The following is a 25749-nucleotide window of genomic DNA, read 5'->3' as shown; positions in this document are numbered from 1 at the left end:
CATATAAGGGTGTATGATATGTTAAATATATTCTGATAATGATGTCGCAGAATGATGAATGTTTTGGTATGGTCTTTCCGTTATATATGGGAACCGTTGCAGAACATAAAAGTATTGACGATTAGTGGAAGATAATCTATTGATTTTCAGTACTGTGAGTAATATCACAATCAAAAGACCTGAGAGGCTGTCCGCTTTTCGAGGGAGGTAGAGGAATGTATTTATGTGGTATATCGTCAAGACCGATTTCTATAAAGAGCAAGGGGCTATAGACGACTTGCTCAGACTTGATGGGATAGGGGAGATTTATTTTCCCGTCGTGCGTCAGGAATTGAAAGAAATCGGCATGGAAGACAGCAAACCCATCCGTTTCAGACCGGCCATCAACGGTATCTTGTTTGTATATGCCTGCGACCGGAACAAGCTCAAGGCCCATCTTACAACGAGAGGTTATTTCCTTAAACCTGACGAAACCGATCGCACCATTGCCGGCAGACACCGGCAGGTATATGGCAATGCCCATCTCTTCACGTATTCCACAGAGCCGCAAAGTCTTGACTCGATTCTTGAAAAGTCAAGTATTCCGGATGAAGACATATATCGTTACAAAGTCTGTATAGAGCAGCGTGCCGCCAATGTCGAAGACGTCAGGATTGTCGGTGAGTCGTACAATCATCTTGTCTCCGAGAATGATACAGTCATGATTGTCGACGGACCGTTTGCCGGCTTCACCGGTGTCATCAGGCAGCTGAAGTCGCACGGTGTGAAAGACCGCCATCTTTTCTTTCGTTTGGGCAACATGTGTGTAAGCCTTTCCGGCATACGGCGTTTCAGTTATATTGTCGTCAGAGAATCGGGGAAAGGAAAAAAGGCGCAGATACCCAATACCTGGAGATATATCGATTTTCTTACAGGCAGGCTCCAAGCAGCCGGTTTTGTCGATACGGCACCTGCTGTTTTACGGAACATTCTCTACCATTACAATAAGGTATCTTCGATAGACGAATGTCAGACTCTCCTTCTGCAAGTGGCTAAGGCTCGGAAGAGCGTTTCCGTAAAGCCAAATGAGCATAGCGGAACATGTATCAAATCTGCCATGGCGGGAAAACGGGTGATGGAATCTGATGAAGCTGACAGTATGGAGATTGCAAGGCAGGCCGTGTATATCGAGCAGATGAGTGATGCGGAGAGAGGGGCATTGGAGTCGCTCAAGCGGTTTTTCAACAGTGCGGACAACAGTGTGGCGCGGGCACTGGAAGATCTTGTTCCCGACATGCCGCTCCGTCCGTTTCTCACTCCCACTTCCGGCGTGCACGTACCCGAAGGCGGAAACTTTGTATTGCTCCAGCACAGTGATTTTACCGAACTGATATTGCGTGTGAATCTTAAGCATGTTTTCGTCAAGCCAAATGGGCATGGTGAAACCTGTCTCAACTCTGCCATGACAGGAAAACGTGGGATGAAATCCAAAACCGGACGTCCCGAATCATCGGACCGTAACTGTGTTTATTATGCCCACATATCCCTTAAACCGGATACCGACGGTTCCGGCATCGAGGCAATGGTAAATTGGGGAGGCTTTATCCACCGTTATGTGGGACTGACGGAAGAGGAGCGTGCAGGGTTTCTTGAAGACTTGGCCGATAAAGGTTATAACGAGACAGTCCGTCTGCTTACTCATGGCAACATCACCCATATCTCGCCCTGTCTTTGCGGCTTTGCCACTGCCGTCCATGGGTTTACGCTTGACGATGTCGTTGCACGATACGACAAATTGCCTGCTTCCGGATACCGCCTGCCAGTGTCATTGCTTCGCAGCCTTTATCCCGTGTGCCGCCTCGTCCGTGACTGCATCCCTGCCGCAATAGAGCTGTGGCAACGCCAGCGCTTCCTTGAATGGCGCCATCTTGTACAGCGCTTTGTGTTTTTGCATAATGTGGAGGGGGGAAGATGATTGTTTTTTTATATTTATATATAAGATGCTTACATTATTATGTCTCAAATAACGGATAATAAGCGTATAGTTCGTAATACTATTATGCTTTATTTACGCATGATAGTACTAATGTTTATTGGGCTTTTTACTTCAAGAGTAGTTTTACAGGCGCTTGGAGTTGAAAACTATGGAATAAATAATGTTATAGCAGGTTTCCTTTCAATGTTTGGCATTATAACCAGTTCGATGAGTAATGCAATTAGTAGATTTATAACTGTAGAATTAGGAAAAGGTGATATTATAAGGCTAAAACAGGTATTTTCAACATCTATTTCTGTGCAGCTTTTTATGAGTTTGCTTATTGTTGTACTTATTGAGAGTTTTGGAATGTGGTTTGTGAATACAAAAATGCAGATACCACAAGGAAGAGAATTTGCCACCCATTGGTGTCTTCATTGTGCAACTCTTACAACATTTATTTCTTTAATGAGCGTACCATTCAATTCTGCTATTATTGCTCATGAGAAAATGTCAGCGTTTGCTTATATGACTATTTTTGACGCTATATTAAAACTTGTAATATGCTATGTTCTTTACATATCTCCAATAGATAAGCTTGTCACTTATGCCATTGCGGGTGTTTGTGTATCTGTTATGACAACATTGATTTATTGGGTGTATTGTTTTAAAAAGTTTGAAGAAACGTCTTTTAAATTTCGTTTTAATAAGAGTCTGTTTAAGGAAATGTGGGGGTTTGCAGGTTGGAATTTGTTTGCACAGGCTTCATGGATATTAAATACCCAAGGTATAAATATGCTTATGAACCTTTTCTTTGGTGTAGTAGTCAATGCGGCGAGAGGTGTTGCAGTTCAAGTAAATGGGATTATTCAGAATTTTGTGAATAATTTTATGATTGCGCTAAACCCACAAATAACCAAGTCTTATGCAGTTGGAGATAAAGAGACAGCATTTAAACTTGCATGTAGAGGATGCCGTTTCTCTTTTTACATTATGTTTGTACTTGCTTTACCTGTTATGATAGAGTCTCATCAGATTTTACGATTGTGGTTAGGTACACCTCCGGAGCAAGCGGATGTCTTTATGGTGTGGACAATATTGTCGACATTTTCTACTCTTTTAGGAAATACGCTTGTAACTTTGCAAATGGCACATGGAAATATTATGCATTATCAGTTTTGGATTACCGTCTTTGGATGTGTACCGTTTCCGTTGACATGGATAGCCTTTAAGTTAGGTGCTCCTGCTGTTTTTTCATATTATATATTTGTTATTGTTTATTGGGGCCTTATATATGTACGTTATCATTTGGTACATTCCATGACGGGGATACCTGCGGCTATGTATCTTGGTGGAGTTGTGTTGAAGACACATGTTGTAGGTTTGTTTTCTGCTGTAGTTCCGATTATTATATTTTGGGGGATGTCAGAAAGCATTATTCGTTTGGGCATTGTTGTACTTGCAAGTTTAATTTCATCTGTTAGTGTTATTTATTTAGTTGGTTTGGACAATGACGAACGCAGGTTTTTAAAAGATAGAATATTTTCTAAAATATAATAATGAATAAAAAGTAAAATGAATATAAAATCAAAGATTAAACATATTATATCATTTATAATTCATGGTGAGACAAAGCCTATTTATGCCCATATCCATTATCTTGCTCCCAACAACCAGTTGAAAGGAAAGAAAATAGTAATCACTGGTGGCGGTCGTGGCTTGGGTTTTGCCATGGCAAAGAAATTTATAGCCGAAGGGGCTGAAGTGTTGATAGTAGGAAGAAACGAACAGACCTTGCGGAAAAGTGCATCAGAGTTAGGATGCCAATATATTACCTTGGATGTGCAGGACACGGAGGCATTTAAATCCTTTATGGAAAAAGCAGATAGAATGTTGAACGGAGTGAATTGTCTTGTCAACAACGCGGGAATATCGCTTCACGAAGATGGATTCCTTTCCGTTTCTTCCAAACAGTTTGATGCCCAAATAGACACCAATCTGAAAGGAGCTTTTTTCCTGACCCAAGCATTCATTGAGAAATGTCGTGACAAGAAAGTGGAGGAAACAAAGAAAATACTCTTCACTTCTTCCGAGACAAGCATGACAGTCGATGAACGTCCTTATGGTTTGACAAAGGCCGCTTTGAACAGTCTGGTTCAAGGTTTGGCTTATCGTTATGTCAAAGAAGGGTATCGCATCAATGCCGTAGCTCCGGGAGTGACAGTATCTGATATGGTCGGTGGTGATGCAGATGGTGATTTGCGGTATGGCAATATCACTCACCGTTATTATCTTCCGGAGGAGGTTGCTGAAGTGGCCTGCTTCTTGCTGTCTGATGCATCCAACTGTCTGAATGGTCAGATATTGGTATGCAACGAAGGAAAAACAATCAATGCACGTTGGAAATAAATGGCTGGTAATAGAGATTACAGTCTTGATGCACTGAAGATGATTCTTATCATCTTGGTTATATACGCCCATATTCCTTTATTGAATGGACTGATACCGATCGGTGCAAATGTGGAATGTGATGCGCTGACGTGGCATAGTGTTAAGGGTATATATGCCTTTCATATGCCATTGTTTGTGTTTTTGAGTGGATATTTGACTAAAAGGAAACTTTTGGCTGTACAGTTCGGAAAATCGCAAAAGTTGATAAAACTATTTGTTGTATTTCATATTGTAGATTTAGTTTTGAAATGGATTGTGGCCGGTGTCCGTCATTCACTGCATGGCATCGTGTGTCCCAGTTTTGCATTGTGGTATTTGTTGTGTCTTTTTTATTGGAGAATACTGATATCCGCATTACCGGAAAATATAAACAAGAAGTATGCCGTTTCATATTCTGTTCTGTTGAGTTTGTTGGTCGGATTCATTCCTATACAAGGTGAATTTGGTTTTCAAAGATTTTTTAGCTTTATGCCGTATTTCTTTTTAGGGCATTATTATGGAAGAAGTGTATTGAAAACTGTTGATAATAAGGTAGTTCTCCCCCCCCCCCGTACATATTTGTTATCGGGTCTTATTGTGATAGTCTTGTTTGTGGCAATACTAATCTCGTCATTTAATCCAAGATGGCTTGTTGTTATAATCTCCCCTTATCCAGACTTCAAAGGTCTGTTTTTTCGATTGATGTTTTTGTGCGGTTCTTCAATTCTATGTTATCTGATATTAATCGTATGCAAATTCAAAAGAGATTGGAGTAGGAATATACTTGCAAAGGTTGGAAGCGAGACTTTGTTTTTTATTTATTACATCCCTATGTACTTTATGTTATTGTTGCCATTTGGTCTCAGATGAATGATCATATTAATATGTTGTCTGCAATATGCATAACATCAGTCACTGTTTTTATACTTATGTTGCTAAGAAAGATAAAACCTATATATAAGTTTTTAAGATAATGGAATCAAAATTCAAATATACAACCGAGCGTAATGTTCAAATAGTCATAGCTTTATTGAAGGCTCATGGTATTCATCGCGTGATAGCATCGCCGGGTACGACTAATATGACCTTTGTGGTTAGTATTGAGAATGATCCGTGGTTTAAGATATGGTCATCGGTTGATGAACGCAGTGCTGCTTATCTTGCCTGCGGCATGGCGGCCGAGACAGGCGAACCTGTTGTGATAAGTTGTACTGGAGCAACTGCTTCACGTAATTATATGCCGGGGTTGACCGAAGCTTATTATCGCAAACTACCGATACTTGCCATAACCTCAACCCGTGGGAATCATAAGGTAGGGCATTTGGTAGACCAGCAGATAGACCGTCGCAATCTTCCAAACGATATTGCAATGGAGAGTGTTACCATTCCGATGGTAAAGGACAAGGAGGATGAACGCTATTGTGAAATAGAGGCAAATAAAGCAATGCTTGCCCTAACGATGAACGGTGGAGGTCCGGCGCATATAAATATGTATACAAAATACAGTCATGACTTCAGCATAACAGAAATACCTAATGTAAATGCAATTTATCGTCATACAGTCTTTGACAAGGAATGGCCTGCAATGCCACAGGACGGGAAAATAATTGTACGTATAGGTTCTCATGCTGATTTCACAGAATCTTTGACTAAAGCTGTGGACCGTTTTTGTGCCACTCATGATGCAGTAGTATGCTGCGACCATACAAGCGGTTATAGGGGAAAGTATGAAGTTCACGCACAGCTGGTTTGTGGACAAAAACAATGGTCTTCAGAATTGACTAAAGCGAATTTATGTGTTCATATAGGTGAGGTATCTGGTGACCAATTCTGTATTCGTGCTAAGCATACTTGGCGAGTCAGTCTTGATGGTGCTTTGCGTGATACTTTTGGTACGCTTAGAAGGGTATTTATGATGCCGGAAGAGGAATTCTTTAATCATTATTCAGATAAAGATAATGTTCATACAGAATATTTGGATAGTTTGAACTCCGAAATACAGGCACTGAAAGAAAAGTTGCCGGAGTTGCCATTTAGCAATATATGGATGGCCCAACACATGGTAGATAAATTGCCTTCCGGCTGTGAGTTGCATCTCGGTATTTATCACAGCTTGCGCTCGTGGAACTTCTTCAAACTGCCGGTTGGTATACAAGCAAAGTGCAACGTTGGTGGTTTTGGTATAGACGGTGGCGTGTCGACAATGATGGGAGCGTCGTTTGCCCATCCGGAAAAACTCTTCATAGGTGTATTGGGCGATTTGGCATTCTTCTACGATATGAATGTAGTAGGTAACCGCCATGTTGGTAATAATGTCCGCATCATGCTGATTAACAATGGTAAGGGAAATGAATTCCGTAATTACAACCATCCTTGCTATTTTCTCGGTGATGAAGCAGATAAATACATTGCTGCAGCCGGACATTATGGAAACAAGTCAGATAGATTAGTTAGGGATTATGCTACAGATTTGGGATATGAATATTTTTCAGCACGTAACAAGGTGGAGTTCAATGATGTAATTGATAGATTTCTAACTACCACAAAAATAGATAAGCCAATTCTTTTTGAAGTGTTTACAGAAACAGACGATGAAAGCTGTGCTTTGGAAATGGTTTTAAATACAGTAATAGATAAAAAAGATGTTTTTAAGCATACAGTAAAAAAGGCGATTAAATCTTTTATGGGTGATTCTGCCATTAAATGTATTAAGGGCATTGTTGGAAAATGAAAATATAAAATACAGTTGTTGAAAATATTGTTATGGTTAACAGCAAAATTATTCGGATAGGGTAATGAGAATCGGAATATTGACTCTTCCTCTCCATACTAATTATGGAGGAATATTACAGGCATACGCGTTGCAGACAGTTCTTGAGAGGATGGGGCATGAGGTGGTGATATTTGACCGTCCTTATCAATATAAAATATCTTTCCTTAAAGCATTGTTTGCATATCCCAAGAGAGCGGTATGTAAATATCTGCTTGGAAAGAAAGATGCTGTTGTTCGGTTTGAAGAACTTGCCACTTATATAAATAGCGTGAAAAGGAAATATACACAACCTTTTATCAATAAGTATATACATCGTTTTGAGTTGACAGACTTTTATGGATTGCGTAAAAAAGATTTTGATGCTATTGTAGTAGGCTCCGACCAGATTTGGAGACCTAAATACAATCCACTGATAGAGACAGCCTTTCTCGATTTTGCCAAGACATGGAGTATCAGGCGTATCGCATACGCTCCTTCTTTTGGTGTTGACAAATGGGAATACAACGATGTGCAGACCGAAAAATGTAAGAGTCTATTGAATATGTTTGATGCAGTATCTGTCAGGGAGCAGTCTGGAGTGGAGCTTTGTCTGAAACATTTAAACCATGATGCTGAATGGGTATTAGATCCTACGATGCTCTTGAATAGAGATGATTATATCAAACTGTTTGAAGAATTAGGAATTCCACAAAGCGACGGAACATTGCTTGATTATATTCTTGACAGAGATGATAACAAAGTGGCATTAATACAGCAGATAGCTGTAAAAACTAACAATAAGCCTTTTCGGTTAAACTCTCGTGTGGAAGATTATTCAGCTCCATTAGAAGAGCGAGTGCAGCCACCTGTTGAGAGATGGCTTAGAGGATTCTATGATGCCAAGTTTGTTGTAACGGACTCTTTTCATGCCTGTGTTTTCTCAATACTTTTCAGAAAGCCATTTGTTGTAGTGGCAAACAAAGAGCGTGGCATTTCAAGAATAGAAAGTTTGTTAGATTATTTTGGTCTGATGAATCGCATTGTAAATAATGCTTCCGAGGCATTGAATTTGTCTGATATAGATTATGATGCAGTATATGAAAAACTTGAAAACACGAGGGTGGAATCAATGGTATTTTTGAAAAATGCTCTCTAAAATATATTGTCCGATATACAATGAATAAGCCAAAGATAACTATCATTGTGCCAGTGTACAATGCCGAGCAATACTTACAACGATGTGTCGACAGTATCCTTGTCCAAACCTTTACCGATTTTGAGTTGCTTCTTATAGACGATGGCAGCAAGGATAAGTCGGGAGAGATGTGTGATGAGTATGCTGAGAAAGATGAAAGAGTGAGAGTGTTTCATAATGAAAATCATGGGGTCGCTTATACACGGCAATTTGGAATAAAGCATGTTTCTACAGAATATTTTGCTTTTGTTGATTCGGATGATTTCATTGATAAGCATTACTTGGCTTTGCTTTTAAGAGAAATAACTTCTGCACAGTCTGATATGGCTGTATGTGCTTATTATGAGATGGGGCAGAATGGAAGCATGATCTGTTGTGATACACCATATGATAAGATTTCTTTTATAAAGGCATTATTGTTGGCTAAGGAGTGGGGGGTGTTATGGAATAAACTTTTCAAGAAAAAAATAGTAGATGACAATTCTATTTCGTTTATTGAACATTTGCATATTTGGGAAGATTTGGCATTCGTAATAGAGTATTTGTTGGCATGTTCAGTCATTTCCTTTGTGAAAGAGCCACTTTATAGCTATGATAGGACTATTGTGGGATCACTTACAAAAAAGGATTCTATTTCTTATTATAAAGAGATAATAGATGCAGTTAATAAGATAGAGTACGTCATATCGAAATATGGATATTCAGATTTGTTTTGTAAAGAATTAAACAATTTAAAGATTTTAGTTAAGGATGGTTGTATCAAAAGAAAAATTACGAAAGAGAAGTATCATTTGTGGTATAGTACTTTTCCTGAATTGGGAAATGAATATTTTGAGAATTCGACAGAGAAAACCGGTGCTTATTTGTTAAAATATAAAATGATTGGTATTTTAAGACTATATCAAATTATAAGAAACATATATCGAAAATTTTTATAAGATGAAATATATAGATTTTTTATATTCGCTGTTGTTTTGTCTTCGATATTTACCGATAAAACAAGCTATAAAAGTACCCATATTGATATCTTTCAGGGTAAAGACGAATTTGTATAGAGGGGCGATTATTATTGACGCGCCTTCTGTTTATAGGTATATGATAACTTTTGGATATAAGGAATATTCATTGCTTCCATCTTCTGAGTCATTGCTTGCAATAGAGCGTGAAGGAAAACTGCAGATTAAAGGAAATGCGGTATTTGCGCAAGGACATAGAATTTTAATTTAGGCAAATTCTAAATTAATAGTCGGAAATAATTTTTATTGTAATAGAAATTGTCTTTTTAGATGTTCTGATAATATCGTTATGGGTGATGATGTATTAATCGGTTGGAATGTTTCTTTCAATACGACTGATGGTCATCATTTGATGGAAAATGGCGGTGAACATGTTAATCACGGTCCAATAAAAATAGGGAATCATGTTTGGATTGCTTCTGATTCCAAATTCCAGAAAAACAGCGAGATTGCTAATTCTTCTGTTGTTGCTCAGTCTTCTCTTGTTACAAAAAAATTCAAGTTGTCAAATACACTAATTGGGGGGGACCTGCGAAGGTGCTTAGAACAAACATTTCATGGAAATTTTAGTTTAAAACAATGAAATATATACGTATACTATGTTTGGATATTCGGCAAAATCTGAAATTCTATTTACTAGGCTTTTCTTTAGTTGCAAGTACAATTGTTTTTATATCTAATGGATTATTTATATACCTTTTAGGTATTGTGTATCTATTTTTCAATGCTTATAGACAAAAGAAAAGCTCATGTAGTATGGCAAGTTATTATATTTTATTCTTGGCTGCCTGCTATATCTCTGTTGTGGTATCTAGTGCTTGGAACTATAGAATATTGGTATTTACTTTAATCATTTTATCATGTACTTCTTTTTGGAATTCTAATTCTTTATTTAGATTTCGGGAAAAGTATTTATATTATTGTTTGAATGTCTTTCCTATACTTTCGATAGGCTGCTTGCTCTGCTATTATGCAGGCATTAATATGTTTGTTGTTGAAGAAGGAGATGTGTCGTGGGATTTTTCTGCTTTTTTCCCTCATCCTATGTGGATGGGAGCTGCTGTTGGATTGGGAAATGTTGTTTTAACGTGGCAAGTACTTAATGCAAGCAACAAAGTTCAAAAACTGTTGCTTGGTGTTGCGCTATTGGGTTCTATTATGATTACAGTAGTGTCTGGATCAAGAACTGCTCTGTTCGCATCCTTAATAGCAATTGTAATACTTCTGTTCACATACTTTACAAGTTTTTGGAAATTTCTCAAAATCGTACTTATTATTATTGTGCTAGTTTCTGCAACATTGCCATTTTATATGTCAAAGTCAGGAAGAATGATGGCAAAGTTTGAGGCTGGTAAAGATTCAAAATATGGTTCGCGTACAGAACGATGGGAAACTCAATATGCAAAGTTTAAAGATAACCCAATATTTGGTAATGGTTTTGCCGTCAATTACTATAATGGTTATAGGGTCATCGGCAGAAGTGAAACAGGTTCTGGGTGGTTGTCTATATTATTCCAGACAGGTCTTTTGGGAGCAGCTGGTATGTGCATAATATTAATTCCATTAATCAAAAGAAAGAAATATCTTAAGCATAGTGATAAGTTTAAACTCATATATTGCACTTTTGCTTTCTTGTCTTTTCACTCTATGACAGAAGGGTATATATTGACTGCAGGATATTATCTCTGTATATTGTTTTGGACAGAAGTCGGATATATATTGACATTCCCAAAGTTCAACATTACATCTATAAAATATGAAAATAATTGAATTTCTAAAAAGGAAAACTTTTAAATATTGGATTGACATATATCTTTATAACAATGACATTGTCTTTCCTATAGTCCGTAACGGTAATGGATGGCGTCCTTATGCTCTTCTTCTGCTGATATTGCCATATTTGTTAATTAAATATTTCTTCATTAAAGTATATGAAAATATATATGGATTTGGTAAAACATATCGAATCATGGAAGAAGAGAAAAAGAAGAACTTTATGTATGAACTTGCGGTTGTTACCTGTAGCAAAGACGAATCTCTTTATTTGTTGGAATGGATTGAATTTTATCGTTTAATGGGAGTTGACCATATTTATTTTTATGATAATGGAAGCACAGATGATACAAAGGCATTATTAAAACCTTATGTTGATATGGACTATGTGACATATACTTACATTGATGGTCGTGGCAAACAGCTTGAAGCCTATAATGATGCACTTGTCTTAGGCAAAGAGAAATGTAGGTGGATGGCGTTTATAGATATGGATGAGTATATTGTTCCTATAGATTCTAACAGAAAAATATTAGATGTCATAAATGATATAATTGGGGGGGCAGATGCAGGTGCAGCTGGTATTGCCGTCAACTGGGCTACCTATGGAACTTCTGGACATGCGAAAAGGCCTAAAGGTCTTATTACCCATAATTATACGAAACGCGCAAGCGACACTCATTTTATAAACAAGCACATCAAGACCATTTGCAATCCAAGAATGGTACAATTTTACATATCTCCTCATTATCCTTTTTATAAAAGAGGAGCTTTTTCTGTATTTGAATTCTCTGGGCATAAGCAAATGGGGTGGGCAACAAGCGAATGCCATTATAAAAAATTGCGTATAAATCATTATATGACAAAATCTGCCGAAGATTATATGGCAAAATGTAGAAGAGGCTTAGGCGACAGAGAAGAAAATTATCTTTTCGATTCATTGAAAAAGGCTGATTATAATGATGTGGAAGATACCATAGCCTGGCGTTACTCAGACGAGTTGTTGAAGCGTATGAATGCATACCTTAAAGTCACAAAATAAATATGTTAGAAGTTAGCGGACAATATTATGGAATGTAGGAAATTTGCTTCAAATTCTATTCGGGGGGGGGGGAAGACAGAGTTGTACTGTATGACATCATCAAAGGTATTGGTATCATGTTAATGGTGTTAGGTCATACCTGTGGACAACCACTTTACAATTGGATTTATAGCTTCCATATGCCTTTATTCTTTATTGTATCAGGACTGTTTTTCTCACCTAACAAATATCAGTTTAAGGCATTTGTCAGAAAGCGGTTTAAGCAGTTAGTAATACCATTGTTTATTTTTACGACTTTTATCATAGGAATAGCTTCCATATTTATTCCAGAACAAAATATCGTTGGCAATTTAGGAAGGGGGATTCTTCCTGGTGCCTTATGGTTCTTGTTCGTATTGTTTGTGGTTCAAGTTTTTTACTGCTTGTTTATTAAATGTCTTAAGGGAAATATATGGGCTTTGCTATTCATTGTATTTATTTCTGTTTTTGCGGGTTCTTGGTTGAAAATTTGTTCTTACAGAACTAATTTTTTGTATGTCGGTACGATTTTTTCTGCATTTCCGTTTTATGCTTTAGCCAATTTGTTTGGACTGAATATTATAAAAATCATACATATGCAAATAAACAATTTGAAACTATGGGTGTTGGCGGCTATTTGTCTTTTGTTTCCACTTGTTGTAGTCCTTTATACATGCAGAACAATGTCTTTATGGAATAATGAGGTTCCTTCTCCTGTAATGCTATATTACATGATTGCATGTGTTGGGAGTTTTGGAATATTTTTTCTTTCTAAGGCTATCGAAAGTAGCAATAAACATATTGTTTCTATATTGTCATTCTTAGGAAAAAATACACTTCCAATAGTTGCTCTGAACCAGTTGATTATAGATTTATCAACCAAGTATATATCATGTGATTCACATGTCTGTTTCAAAATGTTGCAACAAGTCCTGATTTGGAGTATATGTTTGTTGGTAATTAAGTTTTGCAATTGTCATTTCAGATTGGCAGTAGGAAAATGATATGTAATGAAAAACATTTTTATTTCGATTATTGTTCCTGTTTATAACGTGGAGAGATACCTTCGAGAATGCTTGGATAGTATCGTCCGATTAGAGGAATTTTCTTGGGAGGCTATACTCATAGATGATGGTTCTACAGATTCGTCGGGAGCTATCTGTGATGAATATGCTGAGAAAAATCATAAATTTAAGGTTGTTCATCAATCAAACAGAGGCGTGAGTGTGGCAAGGAATATTGGTATAGAGCTTGCACAAGGTGATTGGGTCTGGTTCGTTGATTCTGATGATATAATAATCCCTAACTTCATAATAGATAATATTGAAGTTATGAATTCGTCAGATTATATACTCTTTGATTTTTGTACATTTAGAGGAAATATCACTTCTGAAAGTGCAAGATTATTAAAACATTGCTCTTTATCTGCAGACTCGTTAAATAAAAATGATTTTCTTTTGCGTTATCGCTGTAATCATCATCAACGTATTTTCTATCGAAGGAGCTTATTGGGAAATAAAAATATAGATGGAGTTTTAAGATTTTCTCCAAAGATTAGAGTTGGTGAGGATTTAGAATTCCAATATAAGTATCTAACACGTTGTAAGAGACCAGTCCGACTTAATGCTGAATTGTATAATTATCGTTTGCGGGATGGTTCTGCTACACAAGATGGTAGCTATCGGCAAAAAAATGTTGATGACCTGCCACAGGTGTTGTTAAATATTTTACAATGGTGTAAGATGGAGTATGTACAGCCAGTGGCTTGGTTGGAAGTGCGAATGCAGCAGATGTTTCAAAACTTGTTGTATAGCGCTTCTTTGGTAAAAGATATTGATTTAAAAATATTCCAATCAACAATTCGTATTTTGTTGACCGACTTTAAGAATTATGGCTTTACATTCCCCAATAATTCGAAGATGAGATTAGCGTATTGGAGTGTAAAAACTTATTTTGTCATAAATAAGGCCTTTTTAAAAGCCAAAGGAATAAAATATAATTGAAAAATGGAGAATAAATATGCATATGTAACTTTATTAAGTTCTGAAAATTATTTGTTTGGGTGTGTTGCCCTTTATCGTTCGCTAAAAGAAACAGGAACTTCCATACCATTTTTATGTGCATGTTCTAAAAGTTTGGGTGATGAATTGATAGAACGTTTGAATAGTTACGGAATACAGACATATAAATTAAAACAATCTGCAATAGAAGGTTTGGATTTGGCTAATGAACAGTCTTTTTCTCATTGGATGTATACATTTGACAAACTGCTGTTATGGAAAAATGGGGGGGCGAAAAAACTTGTTTTCCTTGACTCTGATATGCTGATAGTTGAAAATATAGATTTTTTGTTCGAATATCCAGGTTTTTCTGCTTGTAGTGCAGGACATTTCTTAAATAGCTCTTGGATTCGTCTCAATTCTGGTATCATGGTTATTGAACCGGATGATAAAGTTTTTAGGGGACTTATGAAACAGTTGCCTTTGACGTTGAGGCGATATTCAATGGAAGGCAAAAATGTAGGCGATCAAGATGTAATTAATGATTTTATGTCTGATTGGCCTGAGCGTAAGCAATTACATCTTCCTGAGGGTTTAAATATGTTTTTTAAGTATTTAACATTTGCAAAGTCATTAGGCTTCTCTTTTAAAAATACAAATGCAGATAAACGAATTTATGTTGTCCATTTCGTTGGTGCTATAAAGCCTTGGCATTTAAATGGTACAAGGAGATTGCTTTATTTGTTGAAAGTTGTATTCAAAAACCATTATGGTTTAGGTGTGTTTAGGAGATATATGAATTTGATAAAGTAATTTAATGATGAATATATTATATGTGTTGAAACATAATCCATGGGGAATCGGAGGTGGATGTTTTGCTTGTCGCAATTATTTGCAGCTATTTACCACAATATTTTCGGATGCAAGATTTGATGTTTGTATCTGCGAAGAGTATTTAGATACAAAACGAGAAGGAGAATATTCAAATATAAATTTTATACCTATAAAAGGACGGAACAGACTGGATAAATATTTGATACCTTTCACAGGCATATTACATCGGCATAACACTGTTGTCAAAGATCTGTTGTCTCAAAAACAGTATGAATATTGTATTTTTGATCACAACAGTATAGCAGGCTCCCTTGTAGATGTATGTAGGAATAAAGGTATAAAGACGATAGTTCTTAATCATAATTTTGAATATGATTATTTTCGTGATAACAATAGTTATTTTAATTGTTTGCTATTGTTGCCACAGATTAAGAAAAACGAGCGAAAATCATATTTGGGTTGTAACTATAATATTTTCCTTACAAAGGAAGATAAAGAGCAGTTTGCTAATGTTTACGGGAAATCAAAAACCATCTCCATAGTGGGTGGATGTTTTAATGATAAAAATTATATAAGTGAAACGCACATTTGTACACCTTTTCACAAGAATGATATTACAATGATAATTAGCGGAACTATGGGCAATGTGCAAAATCTTGATGGAATTAATTATTTCTTAGATGAGTTATATCCATTAGTTCCTCAAAATGTCAAGGTGATTTTTGCGGGGAAAAATCCGCCTAATACATTGGTTTCAAGATTAAACTCTCTTTATCCTCGTGTCGAATTAAAATCCAATCCACAAAATATGGATGAAATAGTGAATCATTGTGAAATTTTTCTATGTCCTGCAAGGTTGGGAGGTGGAATGAAACTCCGTGTTATGGATGGATTAAGAAATGGGTTGCCGGTATTAGCTCATGAAGTTTCATCAAGAGGATATAGAGATTTTGAAAGAGAAGGAATATTATACAGTTTTTCCAATAAAACCGAGTTCTCACAGAAATTAATGCAAATCATTGAAAATTTACATCTTGGTAGGTTGCTGCGTAAAGATATTATGACAATGGCTAATGATAAGTTTTCTTTTGATACGGCTGTCAGTAAAATAAAATCATATTTATGAAGATAGCATATTTAATATTGGCGCATTCAGATCCGAATCAGCTCAAACGTCTTGTTTGCGCTCTATCCGTTGAGAACAAAGTTTCTTTTTTTATTCATATAGATGCAAGACAAGACATAAAATGCTTTAAAAAAGAAGTTTCATACCTAACAAATGTTTTTTTCATTAAAGAAAGAGAAGTTATTTATTGGGGGGGATTTAGTATATGTAAAGCCGAAAAGTTATTGCTGAAATATGCATTGTCTTCTAAAACAAGATTCGATAGGTTTGTGTTGCTTTCAGGTTTGGATTATCCTCTTTGGAGTAATGATAAAATGCGGGCATTCTATAAGGCGCATCCAAATATAGTTTATATGAAAGGATATAATTTATCAAAGGTATCTGTACCAAAGAAAGTTCCACAGAGAATCGAAACATATCATTTTAGAGATTTGCCAATTGAAAACGCAAAATTACGGCACTATATTATTGGAGGATTGATGGTGCTTATGAATATTTTGCCGATACATAAAAGAAAATATATAGAAGAATATGACAGACAATTAAGCATATATGCCGGAAGCCAATGGTTTAATATTCCAAGAGATTGCGCTGAATATCTATTTGAGAGAATGAATGATTCTAATATGTGCCGATATTTTAGTACATCATTTGCTCCAGATGAGATGTTTGTGCAGACTATTATTTTTAATTCTAAGTTTTTAAATAATGCTATAGATTGTCTTGAGGACGGAATTTATCCAGGTTTGGAAAAGATTACATGTACTCATTATATAGAATATGAAGGAGGTCAGAAAGTCTTTACTTTGACAGATTACGACAAATTGATAAAATCAGGTAAAATGTTTTGTCGTAAGGTTCAGACTGGTATTTCTAATGATTTGTTGAATAAAATTGATGAATATAGAAAAAATGGATAGTGTTATTCATTTACAGCCGTTCATTCCTCATTATCGTGAAGAATTCTTATCTTTGTTGGGTAAGCGGTTGAAAGTAAAAGGTATTGAAGGACAACCGATAGTGCAAAAAATCTATACCTATGAGAAAACTAAAGATATGAAATCGGCTTCCTTCAAGGTTAGTGATGTCGTGTGTAAGAATCTTCCGTGCAAACTAATTAAGGGAAAGTTGCTCTTTTACAATCCCTTTTCATTATTAGGTAAGGACATCCTTGTCTTGGTGTTGATGCTTCATTTCGCTCATGTAGGTACTTGGCTCTTGCTGTTCACTAAATGGTTTCATCATCGTAAAATTATTCTTTGGGGACAGGGCATTTCTGTACGCCGGTATCTGAAGGAAGAACATAAACCTGACTGGAAACTGAAATGTATGATTTCTCTTGCTGACGGCATTTGGTTTTATATGGACAAAGAAAAGGAACAATGGCAGAAATTGTTTCCGAAAAAGCCGATGGTTGCTCTGCACAATACCTTGACGGGTGTTGATGATATGATGAGGTATCGGGCTGAATTGTCTATAGAAGAGTTAAAGAAGAAATATGGTGTTCGGCAAGAAGTAATTTTAATTTTCTGTGCGAGATTTATTGCTGACCGTCGTGTGGACTTGCTCTTGGAAGCCATAAAGAGATTAAATAGCCAAAAATATGGTTTTGTTATCATTGGTGCAGGTGCATCTAAACCGGACTTTTCTATATATGATAATGTATATGATTTTGGTGCGGTGTATGATACTGCTGTGAAACGAGAGTTATTTGCCTTGGCAGATGTGTATTTCCAACCTGGCTGGGTTGGACTATCCATCGTTGAGGCTATGGCGTATGGCAAACCAATCTTTACATTCAAGCGAAGCGAAGAAACTTTGCAGTGTGTGGAATATTCGTATATTTATCACGGCGAGAATGGCTTGATATTCCATGATATTGACGATTGTATAAGAAATGTTGAGGCTCTTCCTGCTGAAGAAATAAAGCGTATGGGTGATAATGCTAGGGAATATGTCGCAAAGCATCTGAGAATTGAGCAGATGGTTGAGAATGCGATGAATGTTATAGATAAAGTGTGTAAAACAAAATAAATAATTGGATTTTGCTATGAATGATTTTAAAGATATAAGAATAGCGGTAGCCGGTACTGGTTACGTTGGTTTGAGTATTGCGACCTTGCTGTCGCAGCATCATCATGTAAGTGCTGTGGATGTAATCCCGGAGAAGGTGGAGAAACTGAATCAACGTATCTCACCTATACAGGATGAGTATATAGAGAAATATCTTGTGGAGAAGAATTTGAACCTTACTGCTACGCTTGACGGTAAGGCTGCATATCGGGATGCAGATTTTGTTGTCATAGCAGCACCGACAAATTATGATCCGGTCAAGAATTACTTTGATACAAGTCATGTGGAGGAGGTTATTGATTTTGTGTTGGAGGTAAACCCTGATGCCGTGATGGTAATAAAAAGTACTATCCCTGTGGGATATACCCGCAGTCTCTATTTGAAATATGCCAAGAAAGGGGTAAAGCGGTTAAATCTTCTGTTCTCACCGGAGTTCCTTCGTGAGAGCAAGGCTCTTTACGATAATCTTTATCCAAGCCGTATTATCGTGGGGTATCCTAAGATTATCGACCGTCCGGAATTTGTAGAGGAGAATAAGGCGATAAAATCGGTTACTGATGTGGAGATGATCAAGGATGCAGCCAAGACATTTGCAGCTCTCTTGCAAGAAGGGGCTATAAAGGAGAATATAGACACTTTGTTTATGGGGTTAAAAGAAGCTGAGGCAGTGAAACTTTTTGCCAATACATATTTGGCTTTGAGAGTATCTTACTTTAATGAACTTGATACATATGCGGAAGTTAAAGGACTTGATACGCAGGCTATAATTAATGGGGTAAGTCTGGACCCGCGCATCGGACAGCACTATAACAATCCGAGTTTCGGATATGGAGGTTATTGTCTGCCTAAGGATACTAAACAGTTGTTGGCTAATTATGCTGATGTACCGGAAAACCTTATTCAAGCCATTGTTGATAGTAACCGTACACGTAAGGACTTCATTGCAGATTCTGTTCTTCAAAAAGCGGGGTATTACGGTTATGCTGCCACCAACAGTTTCGATGCCGCCAATGAGCACAACTGTATAATTGGTGTTTATCGCTTGACAATGAAGTCTAACTCGGACAATTTCCGACAGAGCGCCATTCAGGGCATCATGAAGCGTATCAAGGCTAAGGGTGCGGATGTGATAATCTATGAGCCGACACTCGAAAACGGTAGCACTTTTTTTGGCAGCAAAGTTGTAAATGATATGGATGCTTTCAAAGAACATAGTCATGCCATTATAGCCAATCGTTATGACGCTTGTCTTGATGATGTGAAAGACAAAGTTTATACAAGGGATATATTTAAGAGGGATTAATTTATGACATAACACCTTCGTGATAAACTCTTAAGATATAAAGTTTTTTTAGAAAAATGTTTTGTATATTGGCAAAATAAAAAGTTATGTATCCAATTTTATTAACAGGCTCGGTTGATACACGAGGAATGAAAGGTGCTGAATTTTCTGCCGAAGAACGAGAAAAAATGTACATTGATACGCTCAACTATTATATCTCTGACCTTTCAAAGAGAAAAGATTATTTTATACTTGTTTTTGCAGAAAATTCCGGATGGGATGAATGTAGACTAAGAAAAAAGTTAGATAAAGTAAATAATGTTAGATTTGAATATGAGGCGCTGTCACCTGAACTTTTTGACCAAACAAAAGGTAAGTCGTATAACGAGATGCTGATTCTTGATTTAGTTACAGAGCGTAATAAATCAATCCGTGATGCAGGCGGTTTCTTCAAACTTACAGGACGTTTTCCTATCCTAAATCTCTATAAACTGATGAAAGAAGTGGATAAAAAATCGGGGGGGGGAATTCGTCTCTATCAAGATTGCAAAGACCACAATGTTTATGAATGGCTTCATTTACCAATAAACGGACATGCTGCTGAATGCAGATATTTTGTTGTTGGTTTGGATTTCTACAACAAATATATCCGTGGAAAATATAGGATGCTGAATGACTATGAGGGCAAATGTGTGGAGTGGTTTTTCTTGTAAATTATCCGCGAGCATAAACATGAGGATGGGGTTTATGGTAGATTTCGTACACAAGCCCATTTGTCAGGTGTTGGAGGTCACTTTTTAGGCAAAGGAAATGCTTTCTTCTATTCTACAGATAATGACAGCAATGTAATGAAGATAAAACGTGGTGTAAGACAAATGCTTAGATGGTTACTGCCATGGTGGTGGGTATAGAGGCATATTGGGGATGTTATGGATGTAAGTACTCAAATTAGGACTTAAATTACGAATATATATCTTTGCAACAGGACTAAGATGTAAAGATTATGTATAGCAGCGAAGTTTGCCAATCAATTGGTAAAATCCTGTATGAAACCTTGCGCATATCGTTGAAATATGGTATATTTGCAACAAAATACAATACAGACTTATCATGGAACAATAACAATTGCACAGTTATCCGATGGAGTCCGGACTTTTGAAAACATTATAGAGGAAACTATTTGGATGTTGTAGTACGATGGCTTAGAAGTGAAGATGTGCATTATCGGTGATTGGATGACTGAGTATGTTTATTTGGTATAGTCTATGATTGATAATCATTTTATATGTTACATTTTGAAGTTCAAGTCAAACAGGGTGCCCGTTCGGACTATTTGCAATCTGTATTAAGTCCGAGCCAATATCCGAGCTATATTCTTGTATTTAATGATGATTGGAGTGATTACAACTGCTATACTTGGTTTAGTCTTTTTCGATTTCAATCTCGAAATGATAAGAGTTTTATTGGTGAATTGAAGATTATGCGTCGTAATGAGTCCAACACTTATGACGCTTTGGATAAGAGATTCGATGAACCGTTAGCTGATGACTTTTGTTCTTTAGGAATCAGTCCTAATTATTATTCGGAGTTTTGTGAGAAGATACTGGATATCGATGAAAGACATGAGGTTCTTTATTTTCTTAGGGATTGCGCTTGGAATAGTCAGATATATGAATTGTTCGTCGACGATGAGATATTCAATAAATCCCTGTTGCGCGATATGAGTTCGGAGAAGGCCTTGCGAGACGGAAAGTTCATATTGGCTGGCAAAAATTCGAAAGAAGCCTACTCTTTTAAATTTGCTTTTTCTTATTGTCAGGATGATGAAACTATATGGGATGTTCATTTTGATTATAAAAATCCTGATTTCATGCGCTGCATAGGGCTTATCGGAGAAAATGGTATCGGCAAAACAAGAATGTTGTCCAAGATGGTTGAGGAACTTGTTGATACAGAAGAGAATGTTCTTACCCAAACCCTGTTTAACAGTTGTCTGGTTTTGTGTTCAACTCCCCTTGACAAATATCCGCTTCCCAAGATTCAAGGTAACAGGATACCTTATGAAAGGTATTCGTTGGAACAGGATACGGAGGAGACTGAATGCAAACTGATAGAAACTGCAAGAAGAATACTAAATCGTCCAAGATGGAACAACATGGAACTGCGGGAAGGATTTATGGAAAAGTTGGCGATGTATTTTGGTGGAACTACAGATAATATATACAAAGTGCAAGAAGAGGAAGATAAAGAAATATGGACTGTCAACAAAGAGGAAATAAGCAGATTGGTTACAAACTTGAGTTCAGGCGAATTACACACGTTATTGCTGCTTAGCCATATATACGCCAACATCCATTTGTCATCTTTGTTGGTGATAGACGAGCCGGAAGTCCACTTGCATCCAAGTATTATTAAAGACTTTATGATTTTTCTTTGTGACATTTTGGCTGATTTCCAAAGTTTTGCAATAGTAGCGACACATACGCCTCTGATAGTGCGTGAAATAGCAAATACTAATGTATTTCTAATGCGTAGGAACGATGGGGGAATATTGCAGATAGGGACAGTCCCTTTTGATACATTTGGTGAAGATACAACACGCCTTTTTCAAAATATATTTGGCTATGATGAAGCAGATTCGTATTTTATAAAAGTAGTGAAAGAATTGCGGAATAATATCATGAGCTATGATGAAATTGTGGATTATTTGGAGCAATATATGCAGTTGAGTTTTAATTCAAAGTTGCTGATACGTGATATATGTTCAAAATAAAAAAGAATTGAATCGATGCACAATATCGAAATATATAATGTCAATGCGGAAGATGATGTCCTTGAAAGTGGCAAGGGATTGCATGGAGAAAAGAAAGCATTTTTCGATTCGGTTAAAGATAAATTGAAAAAGGCATACATAGATTATGATGATAAGGCAATTAATGGTAATCTTGTATCTCTGTCCCCACTTTGGATATTAGGGCAAGATGATACTAATCGGAACAAAGCTTATAATCTTTATTGGTCTGGGAGAAGTCTTGTAAAAAAACATTGGGAGAATTTGGAGAGACAGAATGGTGGTGAAAGTATATTATGTCCGATTTGTGGACTTACAATTGCAAAAGAAATGGACCATTATGTACCGAGAGAGAAAATGCCGGAGTTCTCTGTACATCGCTACAATTTGATTCCTTTATGTCATGACTGTAATCATGACAAATCAGCGGGATGGCTTGATGATAACGGGCATAGGTGTTTCTTTAATGCTTTCTTTGACAAGGGCTTGCAAGATAAATTGGTTGAATGTATAATATCATTGAGTCCTAAAGATAATCAGCCCTGTATTGAGATTAAGATAAATAACTCTTTGGACATGACCAAAGAGATAAACAATCTTGTTGTTTCGACAATAAAAAGATTGAATTTGTTGGAAAAGTTTAAAAAAGAGGCGCAAATGTGTCTTCGGCAGAGACTTCAAGATATTCGGGGACGCTATGAACATATTCGCAATGAGAAGGAGGCTAAAGACTTTTGGGAAGACGAGAAAGAAAACTACAAGTATTGTCAGACCAATAACAAAGCAGATTTTATATATAATTCAACTTGTGAAGCTATATATCATTCCAATGATATTGAAGTTTGGCTTGAAACATTGTAATTTTGTTATCGCTTTATGACATAATAAGGAAGGGCTCTTTTGTATTCTCTTTTATATTTTTATTTCATGAAAATCCTTCATTATATACCCTCTATAGATCGTACTTCTGGTGGAGTGGGGGCATATATGCAGTTGCTTACTGTTGAGCTTGGCAAACTTGTGGAGTTGCATGTGGTGACGCACTGCGAGGCCAATCCTTTGGAACTTGAAAATTGTACGATTCATTACATACCGAAGAACAACAATCCTTTTTCAACTCTTGGAAAGTCGGAATTCATACGGTTGTTGAACGATATACATCCTGATGTTTTTCATAGTAACTGCTGCTGGCTGCCTATGTCGGCACGTGCTGCCATGTGGGCAAAGGATGCAGGATACAAGGTTGTATATACACCTCACGGGATGCTTGAACCGTGGATAATGAGGCGGCATTATTGGACGAAGAAGTTGCCTGCATTGCTGTTGTATCAGAAGCGCAGCTTGGCAATGGCGGATGTGATACATGCTACGGCTGAGAGTGAAAGGGCTAATATCCTGAAATTGGGTTGGAACGAAAATGTTGCGGTTATACCAAACTGTGTGCAGGTGGATAAAATCGTGATGAAAGATTCGTGGGCACGACATAAGGAGATATTGTTTCTCTCGCGTGTACATGTGAAGAAAGGTATAGATTTCCTGATAGAGGCAGTGGCCCGTTTGAAAGAGCAGTTGCATGGATATACCGTCAATATAGCCGGTGAAGGTGAGGAGGATTATATCAATGAGTTGAAGCAGCTGGCGCACAAATTAGGTGTGGCAGACATGATAAACTTTGTTGGTGGGGTGTATGGTGAGCGCAAATGGGAATTGTTCCACCGGGCAGATTTGTTTGTGCTGCCTACGCATAGCGAAAATTTCGGTATTGTTGTGGCAGAGGCTTTGGCCAGCGGTGTTCCTGTGATTACAACAAAAGGCACTCCGTGGCAGGAACTTGAGGGTGTGCCGGCCGGTAAATGCGGATGGTGGACGGAGATAGGAACAGATGCTACAGTCTCGGCTTTGCAGGATTTTCTTAAGTGTTCTGACGGATGTTTGGAGGCAATGGGACGTAACGGGCGCCGGCTTATAGAAGATAAATACTCTTCAAAGAAAGTAGCAGCCGATATGGTTGAGTTATATAGAAAAGTCAAAGGGTGAAAAGGTATGATAATCTATCTTTCATCTCACCCCAAAATTCACACAATACAGTGGTATGTTTTTCATCCATCCTTGGTCTGAGTGTGGCAGCATGGATAGACGCATGCCTTTCAGTGTAGGGTGTTTTTCAATGTATGTGCGTAGCGATTTGGATTTCACGTTTACTTCCGCTTTGACTTCAACCGGGATAATCTCAGTTCCGTTTTGTATCAGAAAATCAATTTCGACACGTGAGTCGTTTGAACTGAAATAATATATAGGTCTGTTTTGGGGAACAAGTTGAGTGTATACAAAAAGTTCGGTGAACGCTCCTTTGTATTCGCGAAATATATTATCGCCAATGATTATGGCTTCGGCCGGTGTATCGGTCATGGCCCCCATCAGTCCAACATCGAGCATGAACAACTTGAATGTAGAAAGCTCCTCATAAAATTTTAAAGGCATGACAGGACAAGTTGCGCGATGTACGCGATATACCAATCCAGCATCCAAAAGCCATTGTATGGCCATTTCAAATTCGGAAGCACGGGCACCTTTTCTGATAGCTCCATATATAAATTTCCGGTTTTCTTTGGCTAATTGTGCTGGTATAGAGTCCCATACCATATTTATTCTTGGAACTTCTGCTGTTGGAGCATGCTTTGAGAAGTCGCGGCGATAGTCGAACAATATTTGTTGTTGTATGGCACGGACGGTTTGCAGGTTCTCACTTTCTGCGTATTCACGTACAGCTGCCGGCATGCCACCGACAAAGTAATATTGTCGCAAACAGTCTGTAAGTCGTAAAGATAATGTGTCGATTATTTCTTTCTCGCCACAGCGTAATAATTCTGTCAGTTGTTCATGGCCGGTGGCTGTAAGGAACTCGTCGAATGTCATTGGATACATCTTTATCATATCCACTTTTCCCACCGGAAAAGAAACGTTGCCGTGCAATGATATGCCTAATAGTGAACCGGCTACAGCTATGTTGTATTCCGGTGCATTCTCACAAAAATACTTCAATGAATTGAGTATGATCGGATTTTCCTGTATTTCATCAAATATTATCAGTGTTTTGTCCGGTTCAATATGAATGCCGGTAAGGGCAGATATAGAGCGGATAATCCGTGCCGTATCGTAATCATGGGCAAAGATATTGCGGAGTATGTCATTGCGGTCACAATTTAGATATGCAACATTGTCATAACACAAACGGCCAAACTCTTGTAGGATATAAGTTTTTCCTACTTGTCTTGCACCATTGAGTATAAGAGGCTTCCGGTTCGGTTTTTCTTTCCACTTTATGAGTTCGTCAAGGATGTTTCTTTTCATATATTACAATAATTTGCACGAATCTTTGATGCAAAGATACACTTTTTCGCATGAATAACTACTGTTTAACCACATTTATTTGCATGAATAAAGATATTACCATAAATTTTGT

22 protein-coding genes are annotated in these 25749 nt (G+C 37.2%); 21 read left to right on the top strand and 1 reads right to left on the bottom strand.

Features of this window, described 5'->3' with window-relative positions:
- Positions 1-223: 223 nt before the first annotated feature.
- From nusG to HPS55_RS02830, 21 genes are all read left to right on the top strand, one after another.
- Positions 224-1954, top strand: a complete 1731-nt coding sequence (gene nusG, locus HPS55_RS02930; RefSeq protein WP_172175827.1) for a transcription termination/antitermination protein NusG — start codon at positions 224-226, stop codon at positions 1952-1954.
- Positions 1955-2038: 84 nt separating this feature from the next.
- Entirely contained in the window at positions 2039-3511 is a 1473-nt protein-coding gene (locus HPS55_RS02925; RefSeq protein ID WP_172175825.1) for an MATE family efflux transporter, read from the top strand.
- Between the two features lie 18 nt (positions 3512-3529).
- Positions 3530-4363 (top strand): SDR family NAD(P)-dependent oxidoreductase, encoded by an 834-nt coding sequence (locus HPS55_RS02920; protein ID WP_172175823.1) that lies wholly within the window; start codon positions 3530-3532, stop codon positions 4361-4363.
- Positions 4364-5254 carry an acyltransferase family protein gene (locus HPS55_RS02915; protein WP_172324678.1) on the top strand — a complete coding sequence of 297 codons (891 nt, stop codon included), beginning with the start codon at positions 4364-4366 and terminating at the stop codon, positions 5252-5254.
- A gap of 103 nt (positions 5255-5357) precedes the next feature.
- The gene (locus HPS55_RS02910; protein WP_172175820.1) at positions 5358-7115 is read left to right on the top strand and encodes a thiamine pyrophosphate-binding protein; all 1758 of its coding nucleotides are present in this window, start codon (positions 5358-5360) and stop codon (positions 7113-7115) included.
- Between the two features lie 64 nt (positions 7116-7179).
- Positions 7180-8292 carry a polysaccharide pyruvyl transferase family protein gene (locus HPS55_RS02905; protein WP_172175818.1) on the top strand — a complete coding sequence of 371 codons (1113 nt, stop codon included), beginning with the start codon at positions 7180-7182 and terminating at the stop codon, positions 8290-8292.
- 20 nt (positions 8293-8312) lie between these two features.
- The gene (locus tag HPS55_RS02900; protein ID WP_172324676.1) at positions 8313-9269 is read left to right on the top strand and encodes a glycosyltransferase family 2 protein; all 957 of its coding nucleotides are present in this window, start codon (positions 8313-8315) and stop codon (positions 9267-9269) included.
- Positions 9270-9636: 367 nt separating this feature from the next.
- The gene (locus tag HPS55_RS02895; protein ID WP_172175814.1) at positions 9637-9930 is read left to right on the top strand and encodes an LbetaH domain-containing protein; all 294 of its coding nucleotides are present in this window, start codon (positions 9637-9639) and stop codon (positions 9928-9930) included.
- Entirely contained in the window at positions 9927-11117 is a 1191-nt protein-coding gene (locus tag HPS55_RS02890; protein WP_172175812.1) for an O-antigen ligase family protein, read from the top strand. The genes HPS55_RS02895 and HPS55_RS02890 overlap by 4 nt, the downstream gene beginning before the upstream one ends.
- Positions 11104-12162 carry a glycosyltransferase family 92 protein gene (locus tag HPS55_RS02885; RefSeq protein WP_172175810.1) on the top strand — a complete coding sequence of 353 codons (1059 nt, stop codon included), beginning with the start codon at positions 11104-11106 and terminating at the stop codon, positions 12160-12162. The genes HPS55_RS02890 and HPS55_RS02885 overlap by 14 nt, the downstream gene beginning before the upstream one ends.
- 41 nt (positions 12163-12203) lie before the next feature.
- A complete protein-coding gene (locus HPS55_RS02880; RefSeq protein ID WP_349771969.1) occupies positions 12204-13184 on the top strand; it encodes an acyltransferase family protein in 981 nt (326 codons plus the stop codon).
- Between the two features lie 6 nt (positions 13185-13190).
- Positions 13191-14183: a glycosyltransferase family 2 protein gene (locus tag HPS55_RS02875; protein WP_172175806.1), complete on the top strand. Its 993-nt coding sequence runs from the start codon at positions 13191-13193 to the stop codon at positions 14181-14183.
- Positions 14184-14186: 3 nt separating this feature from the next.
- The gene (locus HPS55_RS02870) at positions 14187-14993 is read left to right on the top strand and encodes a glycosyltransferase (RefSeq protein WP_172324672.1); all 807 of its coding nucleotides are present in this window, start codon (positions 14187-14189) and stop codon (positions 14991-14993) included.
- 4 nt (positions 14994-14997) lie between these two features.
- The gene (locus tag HPS55_RS02865; protein ID WP_172175800.1) at positions 14998-16140 is read left to right on the top strand and encodes a glycosyltransferase; all 1143 of its coding nucleotides are present in this window, start codon (positions 14998-15000) and stop codon (positions 16138-16140) included.
- The gene (locus HPS55_RS02860; protein WP_172175798.1) at positions 16137-17060 is read left to right on the top strand and encodes a beta-1,6-N-acetylglucosaminyltransferase; all 924 of its coding nucleotides are present in this window, start codon (positions 16137-16139) and stop codon (positions 17058-17060) included. Before HPS55_RS02865 ends, HPS55_RS02860 begins: the two co-directional genes overlap by 4 nt.
- Positions 17038-18174: a glycosyltransferase family 4 protein gene (locus HPS55_RS02855; protein ID WP_172175796.1), complete on the top strand. Its 1137-nt coding sequence runs from the start codon at positions 17038-17040 to the stop codon at positions 18172-18174. Before HPS55_RS02860 ends, HPS55_RS02855 begins: the two co-directional genes overlap by 23 nt.
- A gap of 16 nt (positions 18175-18190) precedes the next feature.
- Positions 18191-19516, top strand: coding sequence for a UDP binding domain-containing protein (locus HPS55_RS02850; RefSeq protein WP_172175794.1), 1326 nt, complete (start codon positions 18191-18193; stop codon positions 19514-19516).
- 86 nt (positions 19517-19602) lie between these two features.
- Entirely contained in the window at positions 19603-20208 is a 606-nt protein-coding gene (locus HPS55_RS02845; RefSeq protein WP_172324670.1) for a hypothetical protein, read from the top strand.
- A 572-nt stretch (positions 20209-20780) separates the two neighbouring features.
- Positions 20781-22268 carry an AAA family ATPase gene (locus tag HPS55_RS02840; RefSeq protein WP_172175790.1) on the top strand — a complete coding sequence of 496 codons (1488 nt, stop codon included), beginning with the start codon at positions 20781-20783 and terminating at the stop codon, positions 22266-22268.
- 15 nt (positions 22269-22283) lie between these two features.
- Positions 22284-23147, top strand: a complete 864-nt coding sequence (locus HPS55_RS02835) for an HNH endonuclease (protein ID WP_172175788.1) — start codon at positions 22284-22286, stop codon at positions 23145-23147.
- A gap of 66 nt (positions 23148-23213) precedes the next feature.
- A complete protein-coding gene (locus tag HPS55_RS02830; RefSeq protein ID WP_172175786.1) occupies positions 23214-24323 on the top strand; it encodes a glycosyltransferase in 1110 nt (369 codons plus the stop codon).
- A 21-nt stretch (positions 24324-24344) separates the two neighbouring features.
- On the opposite strand, the gene HPS55_RS02825 is transcribed toward HPS55_RS02830, so the two are convergent.
- Positions 24345-25637: an ATP-binding protein gene (locus HPS55_RS02825; protein WP_172175784.1), complete on the bottom strand. Its 1293-nt coding sequence runs from the start codon at positions 25635-25637 to the stop codon at positions 24345-24347.
- Between the last annotated feature and the right edge of the window lie 112 nt (positions 25638-25749).

Source organism: Xylanibacter rodentium (assembly GCF_013166575.1).
In the GTDB taxonomy this organism is placed as follows: domain Bacteria; phylum Bacteroidota; class Bacteroidia; order Bacteroidales; family Bacteroidaceae; genus Prevotella; species Prevotella rodentium.
The sequence above is the reverse complement of the archived record's forward strand: the minus strand, read 5'-3'. Positions and strand labels throughout refer to the sequence as shown.